We start from the raw sequence: 26,367 nt of genomic DNA, 5'->3' as shown, positions 1-26,367 counted from the left end.
CCTTGTCGGCGTGCTGGTGGCCGCCGGTGAACGCCGGCCACCAGCCTCAGGTTTACACACCGATGTCGCGGCGGTCGAACACGAGGACTCCGGCGGTCGTGGTTGCCGCACCGAGGAGCACGAGGGTGAGCAGCTCGGCCGGGTGCCAGCCGGTGTGCAGCGGGTCCGTGCCGATGAAGTAGTGAAACGGTGAGAGCCAGCGCACCCAGTGCCACCCGTCGAGCATGCCGCCGATGGCGTTGGCCATGTAGGTGGCCACGGCAAGGCCGCCGGTGGTCGCGAGGACGGCAGCGCGTTTTCCGGTGGCGGCGCCGACGAGGAAGGCGATGCCGGCGAACGTCCACACCAGGGCGACCAGGCCGGCGGACGCGGCGGCGACGTTGGACAGGGGGATGTCCATGCCGATCCAGGGAACAATGATCATCAGCAGTATCCCCGGGATGGCGGCGATCCCGGTGAGCGCGCTGCCCGCGGCGGCCACCCGTTGCCAGGCGAAAGTGGCTCGCGAGACCGGGTTGGCCAGCATCAGCTCCATGCCACCGTCCTCCTCCGGCCGAGCGATCGTGCGGGCGGTCAGCGTGATGGCGCACATCAGGACCAGCAGTGGGCCGACCAGGCTGAAGATGGTCGCCTGCAGATAGCCGGCGGGCGACAGCATGTCGGCGATGCCGAGGAAGTCCAGCATGCCCTGGGGCAGCGCGTCCTGCTTCAGCTCCGCGGCTCCCTGGAACTGGCTGTAGAACGAGGTGTAGATGGCGGTGAAAGCGGCGACGCCACCGGCCCACCCGATCAATGCCAGGCGGTCGTCACGCCAGGTCTTACGCACCAGCGCGGGAAGCATCGCCGGCTCCTTCCCCGTGGTAGTAAAACGACAGGAACGTCTCTTCGAGGTCGGGTTCGGCAGACAACATGTCCACCACCTCATGTCGTGCCGCCGCCTTGATCAGCGGGTCGATGCGGCCGTCGACGGTGCATTTCAGCACCGGGCCGGACACCACCACGTCACTGACTCCGGGCAGGACACTGAACTCCGCCGGGTCCACCGGGTCATCGAAGTGAATCTCGACGGCGCGGACCGCCCGCTTCCCCAGTGACTCAACCCGCTCGACCGCGGCCAACTGCCCATCGCGGACGATGGCCACCCGGTCGGCCACCTGCTGCACCTCGGCCAGGACATGAGAGGACATGAAGACGGTCTGCCCAGCACCACTGGCGTCGCGGACCATGGCCAGGAACTCCTGCTGCATGAGTGGATCCAGCCCACTTGTCGGCTCATCCAGGACCAGCACCGCCGGCCGGTGCATGAACGCCTGCACCAACCCGACCTTCTGCTTGTTGCCCTTACTCATCGTCCGTACCGAGCGCGAGAGGTCCAGGTCGAGCCGCTCCGCGAACTCGGTCACCTGCGACCAGGCCACGTCGCCGCGTGCTACGGCGAAGAAGCGCAGGAGATCTTCCGCCTTGTCCCGCCCGGGAAACACGAGCTCGCCGGGCAGATAGCCGATCTGACGGTGCAGTGCGGCCTTGTCCCTGCGTGGGTCGAGCCCGAGCACAGTCGCGTGTCCACGAGTGGGGCGCAGAAAGTCCAACAGCAGGCGGATCGTGGTTGTCTTCCCGGCTCCGTTCGGTCCCAGGAATCCCACCACCTCCCCGGCGCGAACCTCCAGGTTGAGCCCTTCGATGCCGCGGCGCTGACCATAGAACTTGGTCAGGTCCTCGGTGAGTAGGGCGACGTCGCTTGTCATGCCGACATCGTCGCGGGCTTTCCTTGCCGGCATCCAGGTCAGCATCCGGCCGACATAACGCTGAGGCGGTTGCCGAACATCGGAAGGTCTTGGCCCGAACGCCAGCCCGGGCGGCGTACGCGCCGCGACCGCCGGGAGTACTCTCACGTCAGGTGCGCCGGGAAGTCTGGTCGGCAGTCATGTCGTGCTGCGGCTCTGGAGGCTCCGATGAGCGTTTCTGCCCTGCGTACCGAAAATCTTTCCAAGCGTTATGGGCGGCTACTTGCCCTCGATGGCCTCAGCCTCGACGTCGCGGCGGGCGAGGTGTTCGGCTTTCTCGGCCCCAACGGCGCCGGGAAGTCAACGACGATCCGGCTGCTGCTCGGCCTTGCCCGACCCACCTCCGGACGGGCGTGGATCTTCGACACCGACGCCGCCGACGTTGCCGCCGCCCACCGCAGGCTCGCCTACGTGCCCGCGGATGTGGCGCTGTGGCCACGGATGACCGGCGCCGAGGTGCTGGACCTGCTCGCCCGCATCGGCCCCGGCACGGACACCGCCTACCGCGACGAGCTCATCCAACGATTCGCGCTGGACGTGTCCAAACCGGCCGGCACCTACTCGACGGGCAACCGGCAGAAGGTTGCTCTGATCGCGGCGTTCGCCACCCGGGCGCCGCTGCTGGTGCTGGACGAGCCGACCAGCGGCCTGGACCCGCTCATGGAACTGCAGTTCCGGCAGGCAGTAGGGGTTGCCCGCGACAACGGGCAGACGGTGTTCCTCAGCTCCCACCAACTCGCCGAGGTCGAGGCCGTCTGCGACCGCGTCGGCATCCTGCGGGCAGGTGAACTGGTGGAAGTGGCATCTGTCGCGCAGCTGCGCCAATTGCACCACACCGAAGTGACCGCAACGTTCACCGGCACACCACCGAACCTCGCCGGCATCCCCGGCGTCGACGACGTACACGAAGACGCTGCGACGTCTGTGCGGTTCACCCTGAGCGGCTCCCCCGCCGCGGCGCTGCGCGCCCTGGCCGACGCTGACGTGGCGACGATAGTCGTCCGCGAGCAGAGCCTGGAGGAGATCTTCCTCGCCTACTACGGGCAGAACGCCCGATGATCGCGACCACGACGGCGCCAGCCCGCCCGCAGCGTGTGCTCAGAGGGCTCGCGGTGCGCCAGGTGCGCCGTGGTGCCCTGGTCGTGACCGCTGTCTGCGCGGGGATGTCCGCGCTGGTGGCCGTCGGCTACCACAGCGAGGCGCTGGATCCGGCCGCCTTGGCGGCGCTGGCCCGCAACCCCGCGATCCGCACACTGTTCGGTGAGCCCGTCGCGCTCGACCAGGCGGGCGGATTCACGGTGTGGCGCACGGGCACCGTCCTGGCCGTCCTGCTCGGTGTGTGGGCGATGCTGAGCGCTACTCGGATCACCCGTGGTGAGGAGGACGCTGGCCGGTGGGGTCTGTTGCTGTCCGGCCGCATCACCCTCGCCGAGGCGGTCCGCCAGCATCTCGGTGTGCTGGCCGTCGTTCCGATCCTCGTTGGGGTGGTCACGGCGGTGGCGATGATCGCTGCAGGCGTGGGCGAAACCGGTTCGTTGTTGCACGGCAGCGCCCTCGCTGCCGTCGGGCTCTTCTTCGTCGCCGTCGGGGGCGTCACCGCGCAGCTGTTCGTCAGCCGGTCGGCTGCCAACGGTGTCGCGGCCACCGTCCTGGTCGTCGGGCTCCTCATGCGGATGGTCGGTGACGGTGTACCAGCGCTGGCCTGGCTCCGGTGGCTGTCGCCGTTCGGGCTGTTGGCGCTGACCCGCCCGTTCGACACTAATCGCGGGTTGCCGGTGTCGGTGCTGGCGTTCGCCGCGGTGCTGCTGCTGGCCCTCGCCGGTCGGCTCGCGGCGCGGCGTGACGTCGGCGCGGGAATCCTTGCGACGCCCGGCAGCCGGCCGGCGCGTACCGCCCTGCTCGGTTCGGTGGTCGCCTTCGCAGTACGGCGCACCATGCGACCGCTGGCCGCCTGGTCGGCCGGGATCGGCGCGTACTTCCTGCTCCTTGGCCTGATCGCCCGGTCCATGACCGAATTCCTGACCGGCAACCCCCAGTTCGCGACCATGGCGGCCCAGGCTGGTTTTCCGGCGCTCGGCACGGTCGAGGGCTACGCGGCGACCCTGTACGCGCTGCTGGCCGTTCCGGTCGGGGTGTTCGTCGCCGTGCGGCTCGCCGCCACCGCCGCGGACGAGAACGCCCGGCGTCTCACCCTGCTGCTGGCCGCACCGGTGACCCGGGCACGGCTGTTGGCCGCCGAAGCGGCCGTCGCTGGCTGCGCCGCGCTGGCCCTGATCACGGTCGCGGGCATCGCCATGTGGGCCGGCACGGCCACTGTCCATGCCGGCCTCGCGCCCGACGACGCGCTCGCCGGCGCCTGGAACGTCGTACCGGTCGTGCTGCTGTGTCTGGGAACTGCCGTCCTGGCGCTCGGATGGGCGCCGCGCGCCGTCGCAGCGATCGGCGCTCTTCCGGCCGCCGGCGGGTTCCTGTGGCAGGTCCTTGCCGACAGCGTCGACGCGCCCTCCTGGATCCGTGCGCTGTCCCCGTTCGCACACCTGGCCGCGGTGCCGGCCACCGCACCGGCATGGCCACCAGCGTTGGTGATGGCCGGCATCGCCGCAGCAGGAGTGGTCGCCGGCGCGATCGGCTACCGCCGCCGCGACCTGAGTGCCTGACCAGCCCCATCACAAACACGGTCGGGGGTGTGGCGCACTCAGACGTCGGGTCATCCACCTGCAGACCGCCGGCTCGGTGGCGTCTCAGAGCACGCGAGTCATCGTGCGAGCCGTGACCGTGCCGTCCTCCCCCGCCATGGTGGCGCTCGCGCTTGACGTCGGCCTCGGTGGCAATGTCATCGCCGTCAGCGCCACCCGCTCCGCTACTTCGCGTTTGCCTGACCGTCCTCGGCCTCACCGTCGATATCCGGCGCGGCAACCGCCGCAGGGTCGCCGGCAGGCCGACGCGGGACCGCTATCCGCCGACGCACCCGGCGCAGCGCGTCGTGCCAGTTGGGCGTGTCGCGGGTGTCGTCAAAGGCCTGAGCGATCACGACGTCGGTCGAGGAGTGCGCCAGGATCGAGATGACGATCGTGAGCGCGACCAGGTGGAAGATCTCGTCCGCTGCGGCGATGCCGGACTCGACTACCAGCAGGCCGTAGACCACCGAGGCGAAGCCCTTGGGCCCGAACCACATGGCGGCCGCCTGCTCCCGCAGGCTCAGCCCGGAGCGCAGGAACGAGATCCACAGTGCGATCGGGCGGGCGACCACGATGGCCAGAACGGCGAAGACCCAACCGGTCCAGGAGATGTCACCGAGGAACTCCACCGAGATCAAGGCACCGAACACCAGCAGCGCCCCCAGCTTGAGCAATTCGGCGATGTTCTCCCCGAAGTGCTCGAACGCCGCACGTTCCCTGGGTCCGAAGGACGCCACCGTGATACCGGCAGCGAAGGCGGCAAGGAACAAATTACCGTGGGTAGCCTTGCCGAGCGCCAGCACCAGCAGCCCGATCGCGACCCCGTTCAGCGGCGCGTACGCCGCCGAGGCAGCGAAGAAGCGGGTTCGCTCCAGCGCGAGCGCCGCCAGCGGCACCAGCACCCCGATCGCCAGGCCGACCGCCAGTTCAGTAGTCAACTCACCCAGGTGCAGGTTGTCGGAGCCGGCCGCGACCGCGAGCAGCACCACCACGAACGGCAGCGCGAGTCCGTCGTTCACCCCGGACTCGACGTTGAGGAGGTGCCGCAGCCGCGCGGGCACCTTGTCGTTGCCGACCAACGCGGCCGCGAACACCGGATCCGTGGGCGCCAGGATCGCCCCGATGAGGAGGGCCTCCGCCCAGCCCAACCCGGCCACATAGTGCGCCAGCACTGCGGTCACCAGCAGCGTCAGCGGCAGACCCCAGCCCAACGCCCGGCCGGGCAGCCGCCACGCGCTGCGCAGGTCCGCCCAGCCCACGCGCATCCCGTCGCTGAACAGCACCGCGAACAGGGCCAATTCGGCCAGTTGAGCCACGATCGGCGAGTCGGCCTGCAGGTGCAACACCCCGGTGGTGTCCTCACCGAGGGCGAAGCCGGCGACCAGGAACAGCGCCGCCGTGGACAGGATCGTCCGGTGCGCGAGCGCCGACACGAGCACGGCGACGAGCAGGACAGCGGCGAAGCAGAGGAGCAGCACAGGAAACCTCCGGGACGCAGGGTTCAACACGGTGCCGACCAGACTTCCCGGCGCTCCACAGACCTCGCAGATCATAACGGCCCGCCGACGGTGCCGTTCTCGGCGTGCGGGAACGCAACGGCGGTGGCCGGGACGCTCCGCGGCCTCACCGACGGCGGCGATCAGGCCCAGCACGACAACGGCATCCATCGAGACCCGAGGCGGTGGCCGTCCCGCCGGGTCAACCGTCCGGGCCGCACCACCCTTCCGGCTGGGCTTGCCCCGCACCAGGGCGTTTCCCCAGATTCCGCCGCAGGCGGCTGCCTATGGTTGAACCGACGCAAGGGATATCAAGCGGCTGTTGCCGCCGAGGATGGGCATGCGGTATGGAGCGGTTGCTGGAGGCTGTCTGGGACACGAGCAGCGTGAGTGGTCGCCTCGTGACCAGCGTCGTGTTGATCGTGCTGGCCGTTGTCCTCGCCGGGGTCGCTGGTCGCCTGGCCACCCTGCGGGTCGCCGACACCAGCAACCGCTACTACCTGCGAAAGGCCGTGCACTACCTGACCGTCGTGGTGTTGCTGTTCGCACTGGCGCTGCTGTGGCAGCCGTTCGCCGGCCGGATCGGCGTGGTCGTCGGCCTGCTCGCCGCCGGTCTCGCGCTGGCCATGCAGGAGGTCATCGGCGCGTTCGCCGGATGGATCAGCATCCTCACCGGGCGGCAGTACCGCGTCGGTGACCGCATCCAGATGTGCGGGGTACGTGGTGACGTCCTGGACATCACCCCACTACGCACCCGCATCCTGGAAAGCGGGTCCTCCTCCGACCCGGAATCCTGGATCCGCGGACGCCAGTACACCGGACGAGTGGTATCCCTGTCGAACCACCTCGTCTTCACCACCCCGGTGTACAACAGCAGCACCGTGCTGGACCACCTGTGGGAAGAGCTGACGCTACCCATCCCCTACGAAGCGGACTGGCACCTCGCCGAACGCATCCTCTGCGAGGAGGCGCAGACCATCTCCTCAACCGTCGAGGCGCGACACGCCATCGAACAGATGCGCCGCCGCTACCCAGTCGCCGAGGCAGAGGTCGACCCGCGCGTATTCGTCCGCGCCACCTCAAACTGGGTCGAACTGTCGGCGCGATTCGTCGTGCCCGTACGCTCCGCCCGACAGGTCAAGGACCAAGTCACCCGACGAGTACTGGACCGCTTCGCGGAAAACGCCATCAAGGTGGCATCGGTGACACAAAGCATCACCATCCACCCACCGCAACCGCTGGAAACCGTCAGCGTTCCGACCAACGGCCGTTGACGGTCTCCTTGTGCCTTGCCGGGCATGGAATATGAGCTCGACAAACGACCCGCAGCTGTGGCGATCACCGACCACGGCAACATGCACGGCGCGAACGACGGTGGCGGATCTGGGCCATCTGGCCGATGGCGCCGGGAGGTTGAGGGCAGCCGGTCCGATGGTCGTCATCAGACCGGCTGCCCTCACCAGCGGCCACCGGCATGTGCTGTGGCCGGGGAGCCCACCGTCAACGGTGTCCGTTGGAGCCGACTGTCACCGCTCCAAGGGTCGTAGCCGGTTGTTGACGTCGTGCACACCCGCAGTGTTCCAGGCGCGCGCGTGGGCCTCCCTACTCACGTCGGCACACGTGACCACGCCGTCCAGGATGACCACGCGGTTCTGCACTTCGATGCAGATGCGTTCGTGACGTAAGCGGGGATGGCGCTGCATGCTCTCCAGCAGCCGGCAGGCCAGCCGGGCATCCTCAGAGGCCGGCTGGACCTGGATCAACGATGGAAGATCCTCGGGCAGAAACCAGGGGACGTAGGTCATGACGTTCCCTCACAGATGATTCGGCGTTTCGGCGGGTCGTGTCCGGCCGCCGAAACACCGGCCGGTCGGGGGACAGCCGAAACTCAGCGTCGGGTCGGGGGCACCGGGTACGGCGCCGCAACCCCACGCGGGCTGAAGAACGGCGCGTAGCCGTAATACCAGTACACGTCCTGGTAGTAGCCGGTTTCCTCGACGACCTCCGGGTCGTACGTTGGGGCCTGCTCGATCTTCTCCCGAGTCAGGTCGACCCGCACGGTGTCGTCGGTGACGTCACTGACCGCCTCGACGGGGAGGAACGTCGCGGTCGCGCCGATGCCCAGGATCCCCCCGTGCTCGACGCGCAGGAACCGCACCTTGTGCTCCTCGCGATCGATCAGCAGGTCATCGACCTTGCCCAGGTCGTCACCGTCGACGTCGAGGACGCGCCGGCCGCGCACGTCGTGCTCGGCATCCGCGATCGTCTGCCCGGAGTCACTGAGCTTGACCAGAATCGCCGTCGTGTCGTGTGGCATGAGCTGCTCCTTCCGTAGCGTCTGATTCCTATTCGCTACCCAAGGAACGGCCGGGACTAGACGACGAAACGATGACGCTTCCGGCCCGTTCTCGTGACGGCTCACCGTGCCCGTTCGTGACGGGACGTGGAGCGACTGGCGGAGACGACGAGGGGCCCCGCCGAACCGGCGGGGCCCCTCGAGTCATGCGGTTCAGGAAAGCGTGTTGGGATACTCCGGGTTGGCCTTCAGCCACTCCTCGACGGCCTTCTCCTCGTCGCCCTTGTGGGTGTTGAACATCAGGTCCTCCAGGGACGCGAGCTGCTCACCGTCCATCTTGAACTTCTTCAGCATCGCGGTGACCTCGGGGAAGTCCTTGCCGAAGCCGGTGCGGGCGAGTGTGTTGATCTGCTCGGCCTGGCCGAGGGTGCCCTTGGGGTCGGTGAGGTCCTTCAGGTCGTACTTGGCGTAGGCCCAGTGCGGGTGCCAGAGGGTGACAACGATCGGCTTCCTGTCGGCGATCGCGCCGTCCAAGGCGGCCAGCATCGCCGGCGTGGAGGAGGTCTTCAGCTTCAGCTTGCCGTCCAGGCCGTACTCGGGGATGACCTTCTCCTGGGTGGCCTTGGTCAGACCTGCACCCGGCTCGATCCCGATGATTTCCCCGTCGAAGCTGCCGGCCTTGCCGGCCAGGTCAGCCAGCGAGTTGACGCCCTCGACGTATTTCGGCACGGCGATGCTCAGGCTGGCGTCGTCGTACCAGACGCCGAGCTTCTCCAGCTTGTCGCCGTACTTCTCCAGGTAGGAGGCGTGCGTCTGGGGTAGCCAGCTGTCCAGGAACAGGTCGATGTCGCCGTTGGCGAGACCGCCGTAGACGAGACCGGCCTCCAGGTTCTTGAGTTCGACCTCGTAGCCCTTGTCCTGCAGGATGTCCTGCCACAGGTGGGAGGCCGCGATCGCCTCGTCCCAGGCCATGTAACCAATGGTGATCTTCTTGCCGTTGTCGGACGCGTCGTCCTGCTCGCCGCAGGCGGCAGCACCACCGAGAGCCAGGGTGGCGGTCACCGTGAGCGCGAGGGCGCGCTTCAGTGTCGTGAACAAAAGGGTTGTCCTCCTCTTTCGGGTATGCCGGCGGACCCCGCGTACGCGGGAAAGGGGATTGCCGGCGGAGAGCGACGGTCAGGCGGCCTGCCGCGCGAGGCGTTGCGCCCGGGCGGACGGGAAACGGTCGCCCGCCGAGTCGGTGAGGCGGTCGAGGACCACGGCGAGGATCACGACGGCGATCCCGCCTTCGAAGCCGCTGCCCACCTCGACCTGGGACAACGCGAACATGATCACGTCGCCGAGGCCGCCGGCGCCCACCATCCCGGCGATCACCACCATGGACAGGGCCAGCATGATGACCTGGTTGACGCCGGTCATGATCGTGGGCAGTGCCAGCGGCAGCTTGGTCCGCAGCAGCACCATCCACGGCGGCGCACCGAAGGACTCGGCGGCCTGGACGATTTCCTTGTCGACCTGGCGCAGACCCAACTCGGTCAGGCGTACGCCGGGCGGCATGCTGAAGACCAGGGTGGCCAGCACGCCCGGCACGGTGCCGATGCCGAAGAAGAAGATCGCCGGAATGAGGTAGACGAACGCGGGCATGGTCTGCATCAGGTCCAGCACCGGCCGGGCCACCGCGGAGGCCCGCTTGTTCTCGGCGACGAGCACACCCAGCGGGATAGCCATCAGCAACGCCAGAGTGCTGGCGACGAGCACCTGCGCGAGCGTGCTCATGGTCTCCTCCCAGTACGGCATTCCGGCCACCAGGCCGAGGCCGACCGCGGTACCGAGGGCGAACTTCCACCCGCGCAGCCACCAGCCGAGCCCGGCGAGCACCAGCACGACCACCACCGCCGGTACGCCGGTGAGCAGGTCGTTGAGCGGTCGCACCAACGCCTCGACCACGGCGGCGACACCGTCGAAGAACGGGCCGAGGGTGGCGGTGGCCCAGTCGACGGCGGACTCGGTCCAGGCGCCCAGCGGCACCCGGGGCAGCCAACTGTCCAGCGGCGACTGCGTCAGGCTCATGCCGGCTCTCCCTTCGTTCCGACCAGTTCCACCTGGTCCTGGCCCTGCGTCGGCTCGTCCGGGGTCGCGGCGGCCAGCGCACTGAGCAGCGTGATCCGGGGAATCACCCCGATCAGCCGGTCACGCTCGTCGAGAACGGCCACCGGGTGCTGACTCTCCGCGCAGTCGGCGAAGAGGTCGGCCACCGAGGTGTCCGCGGTGACAGTGCGGACCCGCTCGGTCGACACGTAACCGTCGAGGTGGGGACGACCCTCGCGGAGCGCCCGCAACACCTCGTCCTCGGTGACCGTGCCGAGGAACCGCTTCATCGGACCGGTCACGTAGACCACCGAGGTTTGGCTTTCCCGCAACGCCTTGGCGGCGACCCGCGGACCGGCGTTGACGTCGAGCACCTGCTGGGGCTTCTCCATCACCGACGCGGCGGTGAGGATCCGGGTCCGGTCGACGTCGGCGACGAACTGCGCCACGTAGTCGTTGGCCGGGTCGGTCAGGATCTCCTCGGCGGTGCCGATCTGCACGATCCGACCGTCCCGCATCACCGCGATCCGGTCGCCGAGCCGCATGGCCTCGTTCAGATCGTGTGTGATGAAGATGATCGTCTTGCCCAGTTCGGCCTGAAGCTCCAGGAGCTGGTCCTGAATCTCCCGGCGGATCAGCGGGTCCAGCGCCGAAAACGCCTCGTCCATCAGCAGAATCTCGGTGCCGGCCGCGAGCGCGCGGGCCAACCCGACCCGCTGCCGCATGCCGCCGGAAAGGTCGTGCGGCAGATTGTCCGCCCACTCCGTCAGGCCCACCATGCGCAGCGCGTCCATGGCCCGCTCACGCCGCTCGGCCTTGGGTAGCCCGGCGACCTCCAGCGCGTACCCGGCGTTCTCCAGCACCGTCCGATGCGGCATGAGCGCGAAGTGCTGGAACACCATGCTGATCTTCTCGCGGCGCAGCTTGCGCAGCGCCGCCGGCCTGAGCGTGGTCAACTCGACCCCATCGACCCGCACGCTTCCCCTGGTGGGCTGCAGCAGGCCGTTGAGCATCCGGATCAGGGTCGACTTTCCGGAACCGGAGAGGCCCATGACGACGAAGATCTCGCCGGGGCGCACCTCGAAGTTCGCATCGATCACCGCGGCCGTGGCCGGCAGCCCGGCGAGCGCCTCGGCGCGGGGCTTGCCGTCCGCCAGGCGTCGTACCGCTTCGTCAGCCCGGCTGCCGAAAATCTTGTAGAGCGACTGCACTATGAGCGCGGACACGATCCCCCTCTCGACGGAAACCGGCTGGCGTATCGCATCACCGGCGCCATCTTCGCGTCTCTTCATCGATATCAACATCGATCACATTCCGCGGGTCACATAGGCCCGGCGGCGAAACCTACCGATGCTCTCGCCACAAATCCAGTTGGCACCGCAGGGTTGTGGATATGCACACAAAAATTCGCGAGTACCGGTGCCAGACTGGCCGTCCGGCGGATGTTGCGCAACCCATCGCCCACATCGGTCAGACCAGGCAGGATTGATGCAGCCTGCGCCGATCGTCCCGCTGGAACGCCTCCCACCAGCGAGTCGACGCCGACCGGGGAGCAGTTCCAGAATGTGTTGGGGTTGATAGAGAACTGTCATACAACTGTCATATTCCATCGTGGCTCGATCGCGTAATCTCATCTGCGGTGCAGTGCCGCAGCTTCCGATTGCGGCCCGGTTCGGGGACACCGTCCCCATTCAGCCGACACCCAAAATCGTCGAGACAAGCGATCAGGCAGGCGTGGGGTCACGTGATCGGTGCGCCCTCTCACCACGGTCTCCCTCAGCGACTCACCGAAGCGTCGGTATTCTTGGTTGGGCACTGCCGACACCATTGCCGGTCAGCTGAGGGGGGAACCATGCTCGATCAGATCGACCTCGCTCGCCTGCGGGACGTGCTCGACGGACCGTGGGCCAAGGTGCGCAATGCGCACCGGGAGCACCTCGACGAGCGCTTCCTCCCGGTGTACGGCGAGACCGGTGACCAGGCACGGGAGCGGATCACCCGGTTGCTCACCGAACTCCCCGCCGAGCTGGGTATGGCGTCGGCCTTCCCCACCGAGTACGGCGGCAGCTCCGACGTCGGCGGCTCGATCATCGCCAGCGAGATGCTGGCGCAGGTCGACCTGTCACTGATGGTCAAGGCCGGAGTGCAGTGGGGCCTGTTCGGCGGCGCGGTCGCGGCCCTCGGCACCCGCCGCCACCACGACGCGTACCTCCGGGACATCGTCTCCGGCACCATCTTCGGCTGCTTCGCCATGACCGAGACCGGGCACGGCTCCGACGTCCAGCAGCTGCGCACCACCTGCACGTACGACCCGCAGACGCAGACCTTCGACCTGCACACCCCGCACGAGGCGGCCCGCAAGGACTACATCGGCAACGCCGCCCGGGACGGGCGGATGGCGGTGGTCTTCGCGCAGCTGATCACGAACGGCCGCCGGCACGGCGTACACGCGTGGTTGGTGCCGATCCGCGACGCGCAGGGCAACCCCCTGCCTGGCGTGCGCATCGGCGACGCCGGGCCCAAGGCCGGCCTGCTCGGCGTGGACAACGGGCGGCTCACCTTCGACCACGTACAGGTGCCGAGGGACATGCTGCTGGACCGCTACGGTCAGGTCGCACCGGACGGGACGTACTCCAGCCCGATCGAGAACGACTCCCGACGCTTCTTCACCATGCTCGGCACCCTGGTCCGCGGCCGGGTGAGCGTCGGCGGCGCCGCGTCGGCGGCCACCAAGTCGGCGCTGACGATCGCGGTGCGCTACGGCGACATCCGCCGCCAGTTCGGCACCCCCGACGCCGGCCGGGAGGTGCTGCTCAACGACTACCTGGCCCACCAGCGCAAGCTGCTGCCCGCCCTGGCCACCACGTACGCGCTGCACTTCGCCCAGACCGAACTGGTCGCCGCGCTCAGTGAGGTGCAGGGCGGCGACGGGCCGGTCGACGAACACCAGCAGCGGGAGTTGGAGTCCCGGGCCGCCGGTCTCAAGGCCGCGCAGACCTGGCATGCGACCCGCACCATCCAGATGTGCCGTGAGGCGTGCGGCGGTGCCGGCTACCTGGCCGAGAACCGGCTACCCAGCCTCAAGGCCGACACCGACGTCTTCACCACGTTCGAGGGCGACAACACGGTGCTGTTGCAGCTGGTGGCCAAGGGACTGCTCACCGGCTACCGGGACGAGTTCGGCTCGCTGGACGGCTGGGGGCGTGCCTCGTTCGTCGCCGAGCAGGTCCGCGAGATGGTGCTCGAACGCACCGCCGCGCGGTCGCTCATCGAGCGGCTGATCAGCGCCGTACCCGGTCGCGACGACGAAGTCGCCGTCACCGACCGAGGCTGGCAGCTGACGGTTTTCGAGGACCGCGAGAGGCACCTCCTCGACGGCGCGGTCCGCCGCCTGCGCAACGGCGCGGCCACCAAGAAGGACCGCCCCTTCGACATCTTCAACGACGTCCAGGACCATGTCCTGACCGTCGCCGCCGCGCACATCGACCGGATCACCCTGGAGGCGTTCGTCGCCGGCATCGAAGACACCGCCGATCCGGCGGTCCGGGCGCTGCTCTCCCGGGTCTGTGACCTGTACGCGCTCAGCGTCATCGAGGCGAACAAGGGCTGGTTCCTGGAGCACGGCCGGCTGACGCCGGCGCGGGCCAAGTCCATCACGGGCGTGGTCAATGCACTGCTCAAGGAGCTACGCCCGCACCTACGAACGCTCGTGGACGGTTTCGCCATCCCGGACGCCTGGCTGCACTGCGCGATTCTGACCGAGGAACCCGGCCGGCAGGACACGATGGCCGCTCATGACGCCGGTGATCGACGGGTAGTACCAGCGTAGGCGGAAGGCTCGGGAGTCTTCAGGGCCAGATGACTTCCCTGCGGTGAGGTGACGTCCACTGCGATCGACGTGCTGGGTGATCCGCCGGGTGGAGGGCTGGTGGTGGGCCGCTGCCGGGTGGTGGTGACGCCGGACCTGCGCTACGCCCCGACGAATTCCTGTGGCGTTGTGGGAACGAGGTAGCCCACCGCCGCCACCCCCAGCAGGGCCAGCACCACGGAGACCGCCAACAGCCAAACCTCACCCGACGACGTCCCAGCCGGGCGTGCCTCCGGGTCGGCCAGCAGGTCCTCATGCGTCGCCCGGTCGAGCTCCAGCCCTCGCCGGAACCCCCACCGGCCGATCATTCTAGTGCCGCGCCACGGAGCCAGCGCGGGGTCGTACACGTCCAGGCCTCCCGGCGCGCAACCGACGGAGCCGGATGAGCGCGATTGCCGGAGGGTCTCTCGACGGCCCGACATGCCGCGCTGTACGGCATCGGTGAGCCCTTCGGGCGCGGTGACCTCTTCGCCTGTTGCTCCCCATCTGCTTCCCCGACCCCCGGCTCGTGACCGGGCTGCTGCCGCCGGGTTGGGATGGACGGTGCTGCACATCGTTGGGAAACGGATCGTGGCTGCTGGTCCCAGCGGCCTCGGTTCACGCCGACGCCCGGCGTGCCCGACCTGCTCCCACGGCCCCGGCCATCATTGACTGCCCTCACGGACGCCACGCCTTATCAGCGGCAGATCCAGACGCTTCAGATCGTTACGGGGCAGTGCAGGCCGCCCGGTAGATTTGCCCGCATGTCACCGATCCCGACGCAACTGCTACCCGAAACCCGGCGTGCGCTGGTCCACCGGCTGGCCACTGGTCAGGTAGCGGGTAGGGCGCCTTCGGTCGTCGCTGCCGTGGTGCGTGACGGTGGTCCTGTGTGGATGGGCGGGTGGGGAACGGTGGACGGCAGGGTGCCGGATGGCAACCTCCAATACCGGATCGGCTCGATCACCAAGACTTTCCTGGCGGTGCTGGTGCTGCGCCTGCGCGACGAGGGGCGACTCGCGCTTACCGACCCGCTGGCCGAGCACCTGCCCGGCACGGCGGTGGGCCATGCCACGGTCGGTGCGCTGCTGGCGCACACCGCCGGGCTGATCGCCGAGGCGCCCGGCCCATGGTGGGAACGAACCCCGGGCACGCTGCGGCCCGACCTGGCCGACGTGCTGGGCGACGATCCGCAGGTGCATCCGGCCGGACAGCGCCACCACTACTCCAACCCCGGCTATGCGCTGCTCGGCGCACTGGTGCAACGGGTTCGGGGTCAGGCGTGGGGCGAGGTGCTACGGCGCGAGGTGCTGGACCCGCTCGCGATGACCCGCACCACCCTGCTGCCGGTCGCGCCGCATGCCACCGGCTGGGCAGTGCATCCCTGGGCCGATGTGCTCCTCGCGGAGCCCGCCGTGGACACCGGTCTGATGGCGCCTGCCGGGCAGCTGTGGTCGACCGCAACGGACCTGGCCAGGTTCGCCGCGTTCCTCATCGACGGCGACGACCGGGTGCTCCATCCCGACACCGTCGCCCAGATGCGCAACCCGGCGAGCCCGCCGGAGGCGACGGACTTTGACAGCGGCTACGGGCTCGGCATGCAGTTGCTGCGCCGCGACGGCCGACTGTTGTCCGGGCACACCGGCTCGATGCCGGGCTTCGTCGCGACCGTGTGGGTCAGCCCCGATGACGCTCTGGGCGCGGTCGTGATGGGTAACGTGACCGCTGGCCTGTCCGCCGGTACTCTCGCCGCTGATCTACTGCAGACGGTCGCCGAGCGGGAGCCGCGGATCCCTGCGCCGTGGCGACCGCTGCCCTCGGTTGACCCACAGCTGCTGGATCTCGCCGGCCCGTGGTATTGGGGGCCGGCCCCTTATGCGCTGCGCCCGCAGGCTGATGGCTTCCTGGAGCTGACACCGCTGTCCGGCGGGCGCGGCACGCGGCTGCGCCCCACCGGCGACGGTGGCTGGGAGGGGATCAACGGCTACTTCGCCGGCGAACGGCTGCGGGTGCACCGCGACGCGGCTGGCGCCGTCAGTCACCTCGATCTTGGCACCTTCATCTTCACCCGGCAGCCCTACGACAGTGCGGCGCCAGTGCCCGGCGGCATCAACCCTGCCGGCTGGCAGGCCGGCTGACCTCACGAACGCGGCAAGGCCTGACCACTCGCACGCAACCGACCGGGGGCCCGGTCCTGCCACGCCCACGCGTACATCCACCCGTCGCCTGGTGCCGGACACGGGAGCGCGTCAATTCACGTACATCCGGAAGAACCGCGCTGTGCTGGCGTCGTCAAGCCTCCCACGGAGTAAGCGATCAGCTGTCCTCTCGCGGTTACTCGGGGTGCTGCTTCGGGGCGCGCAGCGCCTGCCACAGCGTGCGGTAGAAGGCGGGGTGGTGCAGTACCTGGTGTTGAAGCTCGACCGCGTGGGTGTACATGGCGGCTAGCAGCAGCACGCCTGCGACGACCGCTACCGGCTCCGGACGCAGGGCGAAGGTGGCCCGGCTCCGGTGATCAGGGCCAGGACACCGAGCTTGCAGAGGAAGACGCGCTCGTCGGCGCCGGTGGTGCGGGCGCGGGCGAACAGCAGGGTGGGCGCGGGGGTAGGGAGGGACGCGGGCGCGGCGGTGGGCTGGGCTCCGTACTCGGCGAGCAGGTGCCGCGCGGTCAGCAGTTCGTCGTCGGTGGCCGCGTGCACGGCACCGCCGCTGGCTCTGATCGCGTCGAGGGCCTCGGGGCCCTGTAGCGCGTGCCAGTTGACCAGCGGCTGGTTGTGGTCGGTCGTGGTGACGCCGTCCGGGTCGAGCATCCGGTACGGTCCCGGCCAGCTCGTCACCAGCGGGTTGTTGCCAGCCGAGCCGACGCCGTGCAGCGGCACGTCCCACCCGAGCTGACTCAGCGCCTTGTGTACGGCGATGACGGTGGTGCCGTTGCCCACCGGGATCCACAGCGCCGCCGGCGGTTCGTCCAGCTCGGCGTGCAGGGCGTGGGCGACGGTGCCGTGGCCGGTGAACACCGCGTCGACGTAGGGTCCGTCGACGTTGCCGTCGATGGCGCCGTCGAGGGTTGCCAGTCGCCTGGACTCGTCGACGGCGTCCTCGTAGCTGCCGTCGATCAAATGCACGTTCGCGCCGGCTGCGCGCATGAAGGTGCCGCCGTCGCTCCAGCCGGTGGGCAGCACGACGGTGCAGGGCATGCCGATGGCGCCGCAGGCCATCGCCATCGCGCGTCCGTAGTTGCCGCAGGTGGCGATGACGAACTCGACGACGCAGGAGCGGGGTCGTGGTTGCACCGGGCAGGAGGAGTCGCATGATCGACCCAACCAGGACCTGAGCCACATCGCCGACCCGGGCGGGCGGAGTGGCGAGGGTGATCGAGCGCGACGGGAGGGCGAGGTCTGCGTCCCTACGACTCTCGCGCGCGGTTGCGGCGGTGGTGGACGGTCAGCGCGACCGCGCAGAGCACCGCCACCAGGCCGAACGCCGAGCTGATCCACTGGTTGTCCGTCGCGGTCGACAGCACCACGTTGGCCGCCGCGCTGACGAAGAGCACCAGCCACAGCAGCGGGCGTAGCAGGCCGCCCGGCTTCTTCGGTCCGGCGACCGGGGCCTCGGCGATGCGGTACGGATCGGTCATGACTACCCCCTTAGGCGAACGTTCCTCGACGCCGTCGACGCTAGGCAGGCGGCGCGGCGGGGACGATCCCGTCAGCTCGACGACAGTGGTACAGCAGGCTGTACCTTCCGCGCAGGGCGTTGCCGTGCGGGTTCCGCGGTGGCCTATGTTGGCGAGGGAGGTGGGTCGATGACGTACGTGCGGGGCCGGGTTCGCGCCTCGATCGACGCCCTGGAGCACCTCGCCGGAGGGCTGGGCACCGCCGCGCTGGCGCTGGGCGCGCTGCTCTGGGCGGCGATCGTGGCGGTGACCTGCGTGGGCGGGGTGGGGCTGCTGGCGGCGCCCGGTGCTCTGCGGGCGGTGCGCTCGGTGGCCGACCGCGAGCGGGCCCGGCTGTCCCGCTGGGGTGAGTCGATCCCCACGCCGGGGCCGGTGCCGGCCGGGTTGCGGACGGCGACGCGTGATCCCTTCGTGCGCCGGGAGCTCGGCTGGGTCGCGCTGTACTCGCTCATCGGCCTGGTGACCGGGCTGGTCGGCCTCGCGCTGCCACTGTCTGCCGTGCAGTACGTCACGTTCCCGCTGTGGTACGAGCTGCTCCCTGCCGACGCGGGCGCGCCGGGGATCGTCTGGTGGCGCATCGACGGGTTGTCCGAGGCACTCGCGGTCGGGTTGTTCGGGGTGGGCTGGCTGGCCGCCGCGATCTGGTTCAGCCCGGTCCTGGCCCGTCTCCAGGCGTGGCCGGGCCGGTTGCTGCTGCCTCCGCCGCCGGGTGTCGACCTGTCGCTGCGGGTGGCCGAGCTGACCGCCACCCGCGCTGCGGCGCTGGACGCCCACGCGGTCGAGCTGCGCCGGATCGAGCGTTCGTTGCACGACGGCACCCAGAACCGGTTGGTCGCGGTCAACGTGTTGCTGGGTGCCGCGCGGCGGGCAGCGCGCCGCAACCCGGACCGCGCCGACGAGATCCTCGGGCAGGCGCAGGACGCTGCGGAACAGGCACTCGGCGAGCTTCGTACGGTGGTGCGCGGGATCCTGCCACCCGTGCTGGACAACCGGGGTCTCGCCGGCGCTCTGGCGGGTCTGGCCGGCAGTTGCGTGGTGCCCTGCCGACTTGAGGTGGACGTGGCCGTGCGGTGCGCGGCCTCGGTCGAGGCCACCGCGTACTTCGTGGTGGCCGAGGCGCTGACCAACGTCGTCCGGCACAGCGGTGCGAGCCAGGTGGACGTGGCCGTGCGCCGCGAACGCGGCCGGCTGCTGGTGTGCATTGAGGACGACGGACACGGCGACGCGGACGAGACACGTGGCTCAGGGCTGACCGGTATCCGCCGGCGGGTCGAGGCGTACGACGGCCTGATGACACTGACGAGCCCGCCGGGCGGGCCGACGAGAATGGACGTGGAGCTGCCATGCGGATCGTGATCGCCGAGGACGACCCGCTGCTGCGTGAAGGGCTGGCTCTGCTGCTGCGGGCGGAGGATCTGGACGTGGTCGCCACGGCCGGTACTCCGGGCGAGTTCCTGGTCGCCGTCGACGAACACGCGCCGGACGTCGCGATCGTGGACGTACGGATGCCACCGACCCACACCGACGAGGGCATCGTGGCTGCGGTGGAGGCCCGGCGGCGCCGCCCCGGCCTCGCGGTGCTGGTCCTGTCGGCGTATGTGGAGCAGGCTTTCGCCACCGACCTGTTCTCGGTCGGCGCCGTCGGGCTCGGTTATCTGTTGAAGGAGCGGGTGGGCCGGGTCGAGGAGTTCCTCGCCGCGCTGCACCGCGTCGCGGACGGCGGCAGCGTGATCGACCCGGAGGTGGTGGCGCAGTTGCTCGCCCGCAACCGCCGGACGGACACGGCGCTGGGCGAGCTGTCGCCGCGTGAGCGTGAGGTGCTGGGGTTGATGGCCGAAGGGCTTGGCAACAGCGCGATCGCCGGGCGACTGTTCGTCACCGACGGCGCGGTGCACAAGCACATCCGCAGCATCTTCTCGAAGCTTCAGCTTCCACCGGACGACCATGCCGACCGCCGGGTCACCGCGGTGCTGCGCTACCTGAACGGTGATCGGAGGTAGCGCCTGCTGTACCTGGCCCTGGCAGCCCGCGGGATGGTCGCCGTTCTCGCACGTCAATAGCGTTTCTGGTGCGCGCAGTTCTTGCCGATGACACGGAGAGAGGCCACCAGAATGCCGGATTATCCGGGACAGACCATCGAACCGGCGGTACGGGTCGAACAACTCACCCGCGTGTACGACGCCGGCCGTAACCAGGTGACTGCGCTTGCGGGCATCGATGTCGGCTTCGACCGGGGCACCTTCACCGCGGTGATGGGGCCCTCGGGCTCCGGCAAGAGCACGCTGCTGCAGACCGCCGCCGGGCTCGACCGGCCCACCTCCGGTCGGGTGGTCATCGGAGGCACCGACCTGTCCGGGCTGTCCGAGACCCGCCTGACCGAGCTGCGTCGTACCCGGATCGGGTTCGTCTTCCAGGCATTCAACCTGATCGGCGCGCTCACCGTCGAGGAGAACATCGTGCTGCCCCTACGCCTGGCCGGCGTCCGTCCGGACCGGGCCTGGCTGACCCAGGTGGTCGAGCGGGTCGGCCTCACCGAGCGACTGCACCACCGGCCGGCCGCGCTCTCCGGCGGCCAGCAGCAGCGGGTGGCGATCGCCCGGGCGCTGGCCACCCGCCCCGAGGTGATCTTCTCAGACGAGCCCACCGGCGCCCTCGACTCGCGGACCGCGGCGGAGGTGCTGACGCTGCTTCGCGCGGTCGTGGACGAACACGGGCTGACAGTGGTGATGGTGACCCACGATCCGATCGCCGCGTCGTACGCGGACCGCGTGCTCGTGTTGGCCGACGGTGCGATCGTCGCCGACCTGCCGCAGCTCGGAGCCGCCGGTATCGCCGAGCACCTGGCATCGCTGGATCGGCGGGTCCTCCGATGATCGGCCTCGCCGCCCGCCTGCTGCGACACCGCGCCGGCCCCGCCGCCGCGACCCTGCTGGCCCTGATCGCCGGCGTGCTGATCCTGGTATCGATGGGCACGCTCGTCGAGTCCGGGCTGCGTTTCCGTACGGAGCCACGACTCTGGGCAACGGCCGACGCGGTCGTCGCCAACCGCACGGTGAGCCACACGTTCAAAGAGTTCGGCGGCGACACCACCACGAGCACCGTCACGCTGCCCGAGGGCGGCACTGTGGACGCGGCCCTGGTGGACCAGATCCGCCAGGTGCCGGGCGTCGAGGCCGTCACCGGCGACGAACGGGTGCTGATCGGCTCACCCGCTGCCGTGGGACACGGCTGGGACACGTACGCCTTCACCGGTCGTCCCATCGGCGCGGGTGCCGCGCCACGAGCCGACGACGAGGTGCTTGTCGACACCCTTCTCGGCGTGGCACCCGGCAACCGCATCGACCTGGTCGTCGGCGGGGTCAGCCGGTCGTACCGGGTGAGCGGAACCGCCGAGACCGGTTCGGCGGCGGTGTTCTTCACCGACGCGCAGGCCGCCCGGTTGTCCGCCCACCCGGGCCGGGTTGATGCGATCGGCGTGCGGATGGTGCCCGGCGCCGACCTCGGCGCGGTACGCGAGATCGCGTCGGCGGCCGGCGCCACGACGTACGCCGGGAAGGACCGTGGGAACGTCGAGCAGTCGGAGGACCAGGCCGCCCAGACGTTGCTGATCGAGGTCGGATCGGTTTTCGGGGGGTACGTCGTCCTGCTGATCGTCTTCGTGGTGGCCGGCACCATCGGGCTGTCCGTCCGGCACCGTCGACGTGACCTGGCGTTACTACGCGCGGTCGCGGCCACGCCGGGGCAGGTGCGTCGCATGCTGGTCGCCGAGGCCGCGCTTCTGGCCCTGCTCGGCTCTGCGATCGGCGGCCCGGCCGGACTGCTGGCGGCCCGTTGGGTGCACGGCGAGCTGGTCGGACGGGGGTTCGTGCCGGCCAGCTTCCCGATGGCCGGCGGCCTGTTCGCGGTGCCGGCCGCGGCCCTCGTGGCGGTCCTCGTGGCGGTGCTCGCCGCGTTGGTCGCGGCACGCCGGGTCACCGGGATCAAGCCGATCGAGGCGCTCGGCGAGATCGCTGTCGAGCCTCGGCGCAGCGGCCGGGTGCGGCTGATCGCCGGCGTGCTGACGCTGGCGGCGGCCGGCACCTCCGGGGCGTTCACGCTCGGTGCCGCCGGGTCGACCGGGGCACTGGCCGGCGCGGTCGGCATGCTGTACCTGTTCGTCATCGCGGTGGCGCTGCTCGCACCGAGGATCAACGCGTACGCGGCACGCCTGCTCACACCGTTGTTGCCGCGGATGTGGCGGGTCAGCGGCTACCTGGCCGCGGCCAATCTGCGGGCCAACGCGCAGGGCATGGCGACCGTCCTGACCGCCCTCGTACTGTCAGTGGGGTTCGGCGGCTCGGTCTGGTTCCTGCAGACCAACCTGGAACGGCAGACCACCACGCAGAGCAGCGCGGGAACCCTCGCCGAGCGGGTGCTTGTCGCTCCGGGTGGGCTGCCGAAGGACGCGGTCCGGGAGATCCGCGAGTTGGCCGGGGTGCGGGCGGCCACCGGTGTGCACCGTACGCAGGTGGTGGTGCGGGCGCTCGGCGGAATCGAGCCGGTCAGCGCGCAGTCGGTCGACCCGGCGGGCATCACGTCGACGATGGACCTCGCCGTGCGCGAGGGCAACCTGGCCGACCTGCGCGCGGGCACTGTCGCCCTGTCTGCGATGCAGGCGTCCACTTCCGGCTGGGACGTCGGCGACCAGGTGGAACTCTGGCTGGGCGACGGCACCCCGGTCACGTTGGACGTCATCGCGATCTACGGCCGGGGCCTCGGCTTCGGCGACGTCACGCTGGCCGCCGAGACGGTCGCCGGGCACACGGCCGGGGGTACCGACGACGAGGTCCTGGTCAGCGCCGGCCCGGAGGCCGACACCGCGTTGGCCCGGTGGTCGGCGGGGCACCCGGGCACCCAGGTTCTCGACGCCGCTACCCGTACGCGTCTGATCAGCGCCGATCTGGCGTTCGGCGCCTGGTTGAACCGGCTGCTGATCGGCGTGATGGTGGGGTACGCGGCGCTGGCGGCGGCGACCACGATGGTGCTGGCCGCGCTGGCCCGCCGCCGCGAGTTGGCGTTGCTGCAACTGGTCGGGGTCACCCGCCGTCAGATTCGGCGGATGGTCCAGGCCGAACAGGCCGGGCTGCTCGGCACCGCGGTGCTGATCGGCGCGACGATCGCGGCGCTGACTCTGAGCGCGATCGTCAACGGACTGACCGGCAGCCCGGTCCCGTACGTCCCGCCGCTCGGTTGGGTGGCGGTGCTCGGCGGCACGACACTGCTGGCGTTGGCAACCACCGTGTGGCCCGTCCGACGCCTGCTCAGCGCTCCGCCGATCGACAACATCGGTGTGAAGGAGTAGGCGTCGCGGCTCGAATATCGGCAACCGCTGACGGCATCGCCGACAAGCGCGGTGGCACCACCGCAGACGCGACACGGAACCCGGCCGCCGGCCATGGGGGCCACGAAGATCATCGCGGAACCCGACAGCAGGGCATGCAGCCGGACGTTCGAGATCGCCGCGAACGCCGCACTGGGGGCGCTCGGCAGCCGCAGGCACTGCGGGTTCGCCAGTTCGTGCTGCTGGGCTCGGTCAGCCAGCACCTGCTGCACCGGTCGCCGTGCACGGTGGCGGTGGTCCGGGAAATCCCGCAGGCCTGAGCTCTGGTTCTGAACGCTGGACCGCCCCGGCCGGCCGGGGCGGTCCAGCCGTCTCCGAACTCAGGTCCGATCCAACAGCCGCCGCAGAGAGTTGCGGCCGATACGGCAGAGGCCGTTGACAACGGATGCGATCGCCCACGGTGCGAACCAGACGGACGGCCGCCCGGTACGGGCGGGCCGGTGGTCCCGTCCTAGCGGGCCCATCGGCCGTGCCGATATCGATCGACGGAGACCTACGTTCGAGAGGAAGGACCAACGGAGGGCAGAAGCATGATCGAGACCTTGGTTGAGAACGGTCTCAAGGCGTTGGCCGACTACGACTCCTACGACCAGAAACAGGTCGACGAGATCGTGAAGAAGGCGTCGGTGGCCGCGCTCAGCCGGCACGCCGCACTCGCGATGCTGGCGGTCGAGGAGACCGGCCGCGGCGTGTTCGAGGACAAGGCGGCGAAAAACATCTTCGCCTGCGAGCACGTCACCAACCACATGGCCGACATCCGCACCGTCGGGGTGATCGCCCGGGACGACATCGCGGGGGTCACTCAGATCGCCGAGCCGGTCGGGGTGGTGGCCGCGGTGACGCCGGTGACCAACCCGACCTCGACCACCATCTTCAAGGCTCTGCTGGCCCTCAAGACCCGCAACCCGGTGATCTTCGCCTTCCATCCGGCGGCGCAACGCTGCAGCCAGGAGGCCGCCCGAACGGTCCGTGACGCCGCCGTCGCCGCCGGCGCGCCGGAGCACTGCGTCCAGTGGATCGAGGCGCCGTCGGTGGCCGCGACGAACGAGTTGATGCAGCATCCCGGTGTCTCGGTGGTCCTGGCGACCGGCGGCAACACCATGGTCCGAGCCGCCTATTCCACCGGCAAACCGGCGCTCGGCGTCGGCGCCGGCAATGTCCCGGCGTACCTGGAGGCTTCGGCCGACGTGGCCCGCGCTGTCAACGACGTGGTGCTGTCCAAGTCGTTCGACAACGGCATGATCTGCGCCTCCGAGCAGGCCGTCATCATCGACGACGCGATCCAGTCCGTCGCTCTCGCCGAGTTCCGGCGACTGCACGCCCACGTCGCGACGCCACAGGAGAAGACGCTGCTGGAGGCGCTGCTTTTCGGCTCCGGAAGACTCAACCCGGACGTGGTCGGGCAGTCAGCGACCTGGATCGCCGAACACGCCGGTTTCGCGGTCGCCCCGGACACCTCGATCATCCTGGCCCCGGTCGACCGGGTCGGCCCGGCCGAGCCGCTGACCCGGGAGAAGCTCTGCCCGGTGCTCGCCCTGCTGTCGGCGACCGGTCACGACCAGGCCTTCGCGTACGCCGAGCAGATGGTCGAGTTTGACGGTCTGGGCCACAGCGCCGTCATCCACACGCAGGACGCGGAACTGGCCGAGGCGTACGGCCGTCGGATCAAGGCCGTCCGGATCATCTGGAACGCACCGGCCTCGCAGGGCGGCATCGGCGACATGTACAACGCCTTCCTGCCGTCGCTGACGCTGGGCTGCGGCAGCTACGGCCACAATTCGGTGTCGCACAACGTCACCGCGGTCGACCTGATCAACATCAAGCGGGTTGCCCGGCGTACGAACAATCTGCAGTGGTTCAAGGTTCCGCCGAAGATCTACTTCGAGCCGAACGCGATCCGTTACCTCGCCGACATGCCCGACGTACACCGGGTCACGGTGGTCACCGACCACACGATGACCAAGCTGGGGTACGTGGACCGCGTGCTGTCCGTGCTGCACCGCCGCCGCGAGCAGGTGGCTCTGCAGATCATCGACGACGTGGAGCCGGAGCCCAGCGTGCGCACTGTCGACCGCGGCGCCGAGTTGATGCGCTCGTTTCGGCCGGACACCATCATCGCGCTCGGCGGGGGCTCGGCGATGGATGCCGCCAAGGTGATGTGGCTGCGCTACGAGCACCCCGAGGTGGTCTTCGCCGATCTGCGGGAGAAGTTCTTCGACATCCGCAAACGCGCCTTCAAGTTCCCCACCCTCGGCACGCTGGCCCAACTCGTCTGCGTCCCGACCACCTCCGGCACCGGGGCTGAGGTCACCCCGTTCGCCGTCATCACCGACACCGCGTCGGGCAAGAAGTACCCGCTCGCCGACTACGCTCTCACGCCGAGTGTGGCGATCGTCGACCCGGTGCTGGCCGCCGACCTGCCGGCGGTGGTCACCGCGGACAGCGGCTTCGACGCGCTCACCCACGCGATCGAGTCGTATGTGTCGGTCTACGCCAGCGACTTCACCGACGGGCTGGCCCTGCACGCCATCCGGCTCATCTTCGGCAACCTGGCCCGGGCCGTGCACCACGGCGCGGCAGACCCGCGGGCCCGCGAGAAGATGCACAACGCCGGAACGATCGCCGGCATGGCGTTCGGCAGCGCCTTCCTCGGCATCGTGCATGCCATGTCGCACACCCTGGGCGCCACCTTCCACGTCGCACACGGACGCACCAACGCGATCCTGCTCCCGCACGTCATCCGCTACAACGGGGCCGTGCCGAGCAAGCTCACCGGCTGGCCCAAGTACGAGAGCTACCGGGCGCCGCAACGCTTCGCCGACATCGCCCGCACCCTCGGGCTGCCCGCGGCGACCGACGCCGAGGCGGTCGAAGCTCTGGCCACGGCGATCGAGAGGCTGCGCGACGCGGTCGGCATCGAACCCTCGTTCGCGGCCGTCGGGGTGGACGAGGGTGCCTTCCTCGCGGCGTTGCCGCAGCAGGCGCTCAACGCGTACGAGGACCAGTGCGCGCCGGCCAATCCCCGGATGCCGATGCTCGCCGACATGCAGGAACTGATGCGCGCCGCGTACCACGGATCGGCGACCGCCGGCTGAGTAGACCGGGAGGTGCCGCTTTCGCTC

General features: G+C 69.7%; 22 protein-coding genes and 1 pseudogene. 11 read left to right on the top strand and 12 right to left on the bottom strand.

Features of this window, described 5'->3' with window-relative positions; all coding sequences use genetic code 11:
- Positions 1-52: 52 nt before the first annotated feature.
- Together PSH03_RS04705 and PSH03_RS04700 are read right to left on the bottom strand one after the other, a co-directional pair.
- Positions 53-841, bottom strand: a complete 789-nt coding sequence (locus tag PSH03_RS04705; protein ID WP_238688373.1) for an efflux permease Rv1217c-related protein — start codon at positions 839-841, stop codon at positions 53-55.
- A complete protein-coding gene (locus PSH03_RS04700; protein WP_238688372.1) occupies positions 819-1,790 on the bottom strand; it encodes an ABC transporter ATP-binding protein in 972 nt (323 codons plus the stop codon). Before PSH03_RS04700 ends, PSH03_RS04705 begins: the two co-directional genes overlap by 23 nt.
- Before the next feature lie 162 nt (positions 1,791-1,952).
- Between PSH03_RS04700 and PSH03_RS04695 the strand changes: the two genes are divergently transcribed.
- Together PSH03_RS04695 and PSH03_RS04690 are read left to right on the top strand one after the other, a co-directional pair.
- Positions 1,953-2,843: an ABC transporter ATP-binding protein gene (locus PSH03_RS04695; protein WP_210780635.1), complete on the top strand. Its 891-nt coding sequence runs from the start codon at positions 1,953-1,955 to the stop codon at positions 2,841-2,843.
- The gene (locus tag PSH03_RS04690; RefSeq protein ID WP_238688371.1) at positions 2,840-4,441 is read left to right on the top strand and encodes an efflux permease Rv1217c-related protein; all 1,602 of its coding nucleotides are present in this window, start codon (positions 2,840-2,842) and stop codon (positions 4,439-4,441) included. The genes PSH03_RS04695 and PSH03_RS04690 overlap by 4 nt, the downstream gene beginning before the upstream one ends.
- A 203-nt stretch (positions 4,442-4,644) precedes the next feature.
- Here PSH03_RS04690 and PSH03_RS04685 read toward each other — a convergent pair whose 3' ends face one another.
- Positions 4,645-5,940: a cation:proton antiporter gene (locus tag PSH03_RS04685; RefSeq protein ID WP_238688370.1), complete on the bottom strand. Its 1,296-nt coding sequence runs from the start codon at positions 5,938-5,940 to the stop codon at positions 4,645-4,647.
- A gap of 440 nt (positions 5,941-6,380) precedes the next feature.
- Here PSH03_RS04685 and PSH03_RS04680 point away from each other — a divergent pair, with 440 nt between their 5' ends.
- Positions 6,381-7,232, top strand: coding sequence for a mechanosensitive ion channel domain-containing protein (locus PSH03_RS04680; RefSeq protein WP_238688444.1), 852 nt, complete (start codon positions 6,381-6,383; stop codon positions 7,230-7,232).
- A 252-nt stretch (positions 7,233-7,484) separates the two neighbouring features.
- Here PSH03_RS04680 and PSH03_RS04675 read toward each other — a convergent pair whose 3' ends face one another.
- From PSH03_RS04675 to PSH03_RS04655, 5 genes are all read right to left on the bottom strand, one after another.
- Positions 7,485-7,763, bottom strand: a complete 279-nt coding sequence (locus PSH03_RS04675; protein ID WP_210780638.1) for a BON domain-containing protein — start codon at positions 7,761-7,763, stop codon at positions 7,485-7,487.
- 83 nt (positions 7,764-7,846) lie between these two features.
- Positions 7,847-8,275 carry a PRC-barrel domain-containing protein gene (locus PSH03_RS04670; protein WP_210780639.1) on the bottom strand — a complete coding sequence of 143 codons (429 nt, stop codon included), beginning with the start codon at positions 8,273-8,275 and terminating at the stop codon, positions 7,847-7,849.
- A 192-nt stretch (positions 8,276-8,467) separates the two neighbouring features.
- Complete coding sequence (locus tag PSH03_RS04665) at positions 8,468-9,352, bottom strand: glycine betaine ABC transporter substrate-binding protein (protein ID WP_238688369.1); 885 nt, start codon at positions 9,350-9,352, stop codon at positions 8,468-8,470.
- 78 nt (positions 9,353-9,430) lie between these two features.
- Positions 9,431-10,324: an ABC transporter permease gene (locus tag PSH03_RS04660; RefSeq protein ID WP_238688368.1), complete on the bottom strand. Its 894-nt coding sequence runs from the start codon at positions 10,322-10,324 to the stop codon at positions 9,431-9,433.
- Positions 10,321-11,571 (bottom strand): quaternary amine ABC transporter ATP-binding protein, encoded by a 1,251-nt coding sequence (locus PSH03_RS04655; protein WP_372494706.1) that lies wholly within the window; start codon positions 11,569-11,571, stop codon positions 10,321-10,323. Before PSH03_RS04655 ends, PSH03_RS04660 begins: the two co-directional genes overlap by 4 nt.
- A gap of 623 nt (positions 11,572-12,194) precedes the next feature.
- Between PSH03_RS04655 and PSH03_RS04650 the strand changes: the two genes are divergently transcribed.
- Positions 12,195-14,171 (top strand): acyl-CoA dehydrogenase family protein, encoded by a 1,977-nt coding sequence (locus PSH03_RS04650; protein ID WP_238688366.1) that lies wholly within the window; start codon positions 12,195-12,197, stop codon positions 14,169-14,171.
- Between the two features lie 140 nt (positions 14,172-14,311).
- On the opposite strand, the gene PSH03_RS04645 is transcribed toward PSH03_RS04650, so the two are convergent.
- A complete protein-coding gene (locus PSH03_RS04645) occupies positions 14,312-14,518 on the bottom strand; it encodes a hypothetical protein (RefSeq protein WP_210780644.1) in 207 nt (68 codons plus the stop codon).
- A gap of 306 nt (positions 14,519-14,824) precedes the next feature.
- On the opposite strand from PSH03_RS04645, the gene PSH03_RS04640 reads away from it, so the two are divergent.
- Positions 14,825-16,327, top strand: a complete 1,503-nt coding sequence (locus tag PSH03_RS04640; protein ID WP_238688365.1) for a serine hydrolase domain-containing protein — start codon at positions 14,825-14,827, stop codon at positions 16,325-16,327.
- A gap of 196 nt (positions 16,328-16,523) precedes the next feature.
- Here the strand turns inward: PSH03_RS04640 and PSH03_RS32385 are convergent, their stop codons facing one another.
- The 3 genes from PSH03_RS32385 to PSH03_RS04630 form a co-directional block, all read right to left on the bottom strand.
- Positions 16,524-16,646, bottom strand: coding sequence for a hypothetical protein (locus PSH03_RS32385; protein WP_255750022.1), 123 nt, complete (start codon positions 16,644-16,646; stop codon positions 16,524-16,526).
- 14 nt (positions 16,647-16,660) lie between these two features.
- Complete coding sequence (locus PSH03_RS04635; protein ID WP_238688364.1) at positions 16,661-17,482, bottom strand: pyridoxal-phosphate dependent enzyme; 822 nt, start codon at positions 17,480-17,482, stop codon at positions 16,661-16,663.
- Between the two features lie 113 nt (positions 17,483-17,595).
- Positions 17,596-17,826 (bottom strand): hypothetical protein, encoded by a 231-nt coding sequence (locus PSH03_RS04630; RefSeq protein WP_238688363.1) that lies wholly within the window; start codon positions 17,824-17,826, stop codon positions 17,596-17,598.
- Between the two features lie 168 nt (positions 17,827-17,994).
- On the opposite strand from PSH03_RS04630, the gene PSH03_RS04625 reads away from it, so the two are divergent.
- From PSH03_RS04625 to adhE, 6 genes and pseudogenes are all read left to right on the top strand, one after another.
- Positions 17,995-19,221, top strand: coding sequence for a sensor histidine kinase (locus tag PSH03_RS04625; protein ID WP_238688362.1), 1,227 nt, complete (start codon positions 17,995-17,997; stop codon positions 19,219-19,221).
- Positions 19,209-19,865 (top strand): response regulator transcription factor, encoded by a 657-nt coding sequence (locus PSH03_RS04620; protein ID WP_210780649.1) that lies wholly within the window; start codon positions 19,209-19,211, stop codon positions 19,863-19,865. The genes PSH03_RS04625 and PSH03_RS04620 overlap by 13 nt, the downstream gene beginning before the upstream one ends.
- A 111-nt stretch (positions 19,866-19,976) precedes the next feature.
- The gene (locus PSH03_RS04615) at positions 19,977-20,738 is read left to right on the top strand and encodes an ABC transporter ATP-binding protein (protein WP_210780650.1); all 762 of its coding nucleotides are present in this window, start codon (positions 19,977-19,979) and stop codon (positions 20,736-20,738) included.
- Positions 20,735-23,206, top strand: coding sequence for an ABC transporter permease (locus tag PSH03_RS04610; protein WP_238688361.1), 2,472 nt, complete (start codon positions 20,735-20,737; stop codon positions 23,204-23,206). Before PSH03_RS04615 ends, PSH03_RS04610 begins: the two co-directional genes overlap by 4 nt.
- A 134-nt stretch (positions 23,207-23,340) precedes the next feature.
- Entirely contained in the window at positions 23,341-23,505 is a 165-nt protein-coding gene (locus PSH03_RS04605) for a universal stress protein (protein WP_238688360.1), read from the top strand.
- Between the two features lie 267 nt (positions 23,506-23,772).
- Positions 23,773-26,340, top strand: a pseudogene (adhE, locus tag PSH03_RS04600) (bifunctional acetaldehyde-CoA/alcohol dehydrogenase); the annotation flags it as partial.
- Positions 26,341-26,367: the final 27 nt, after the last annotated feature.

Source organism: Micromonospora salmantinae (assembly GCF_022230905.1).
In the GTDB taxonomy this organism is placed as follows: Bacteria; Actinomycetota; Actinomycetes; order Mycobacteriales; family Micromonosporaceae; genus Micromonospora; species Micromonospora salmantinae.
This window is presented reverse-complemented; position numbering and strand designations above follow the sequence as displayed.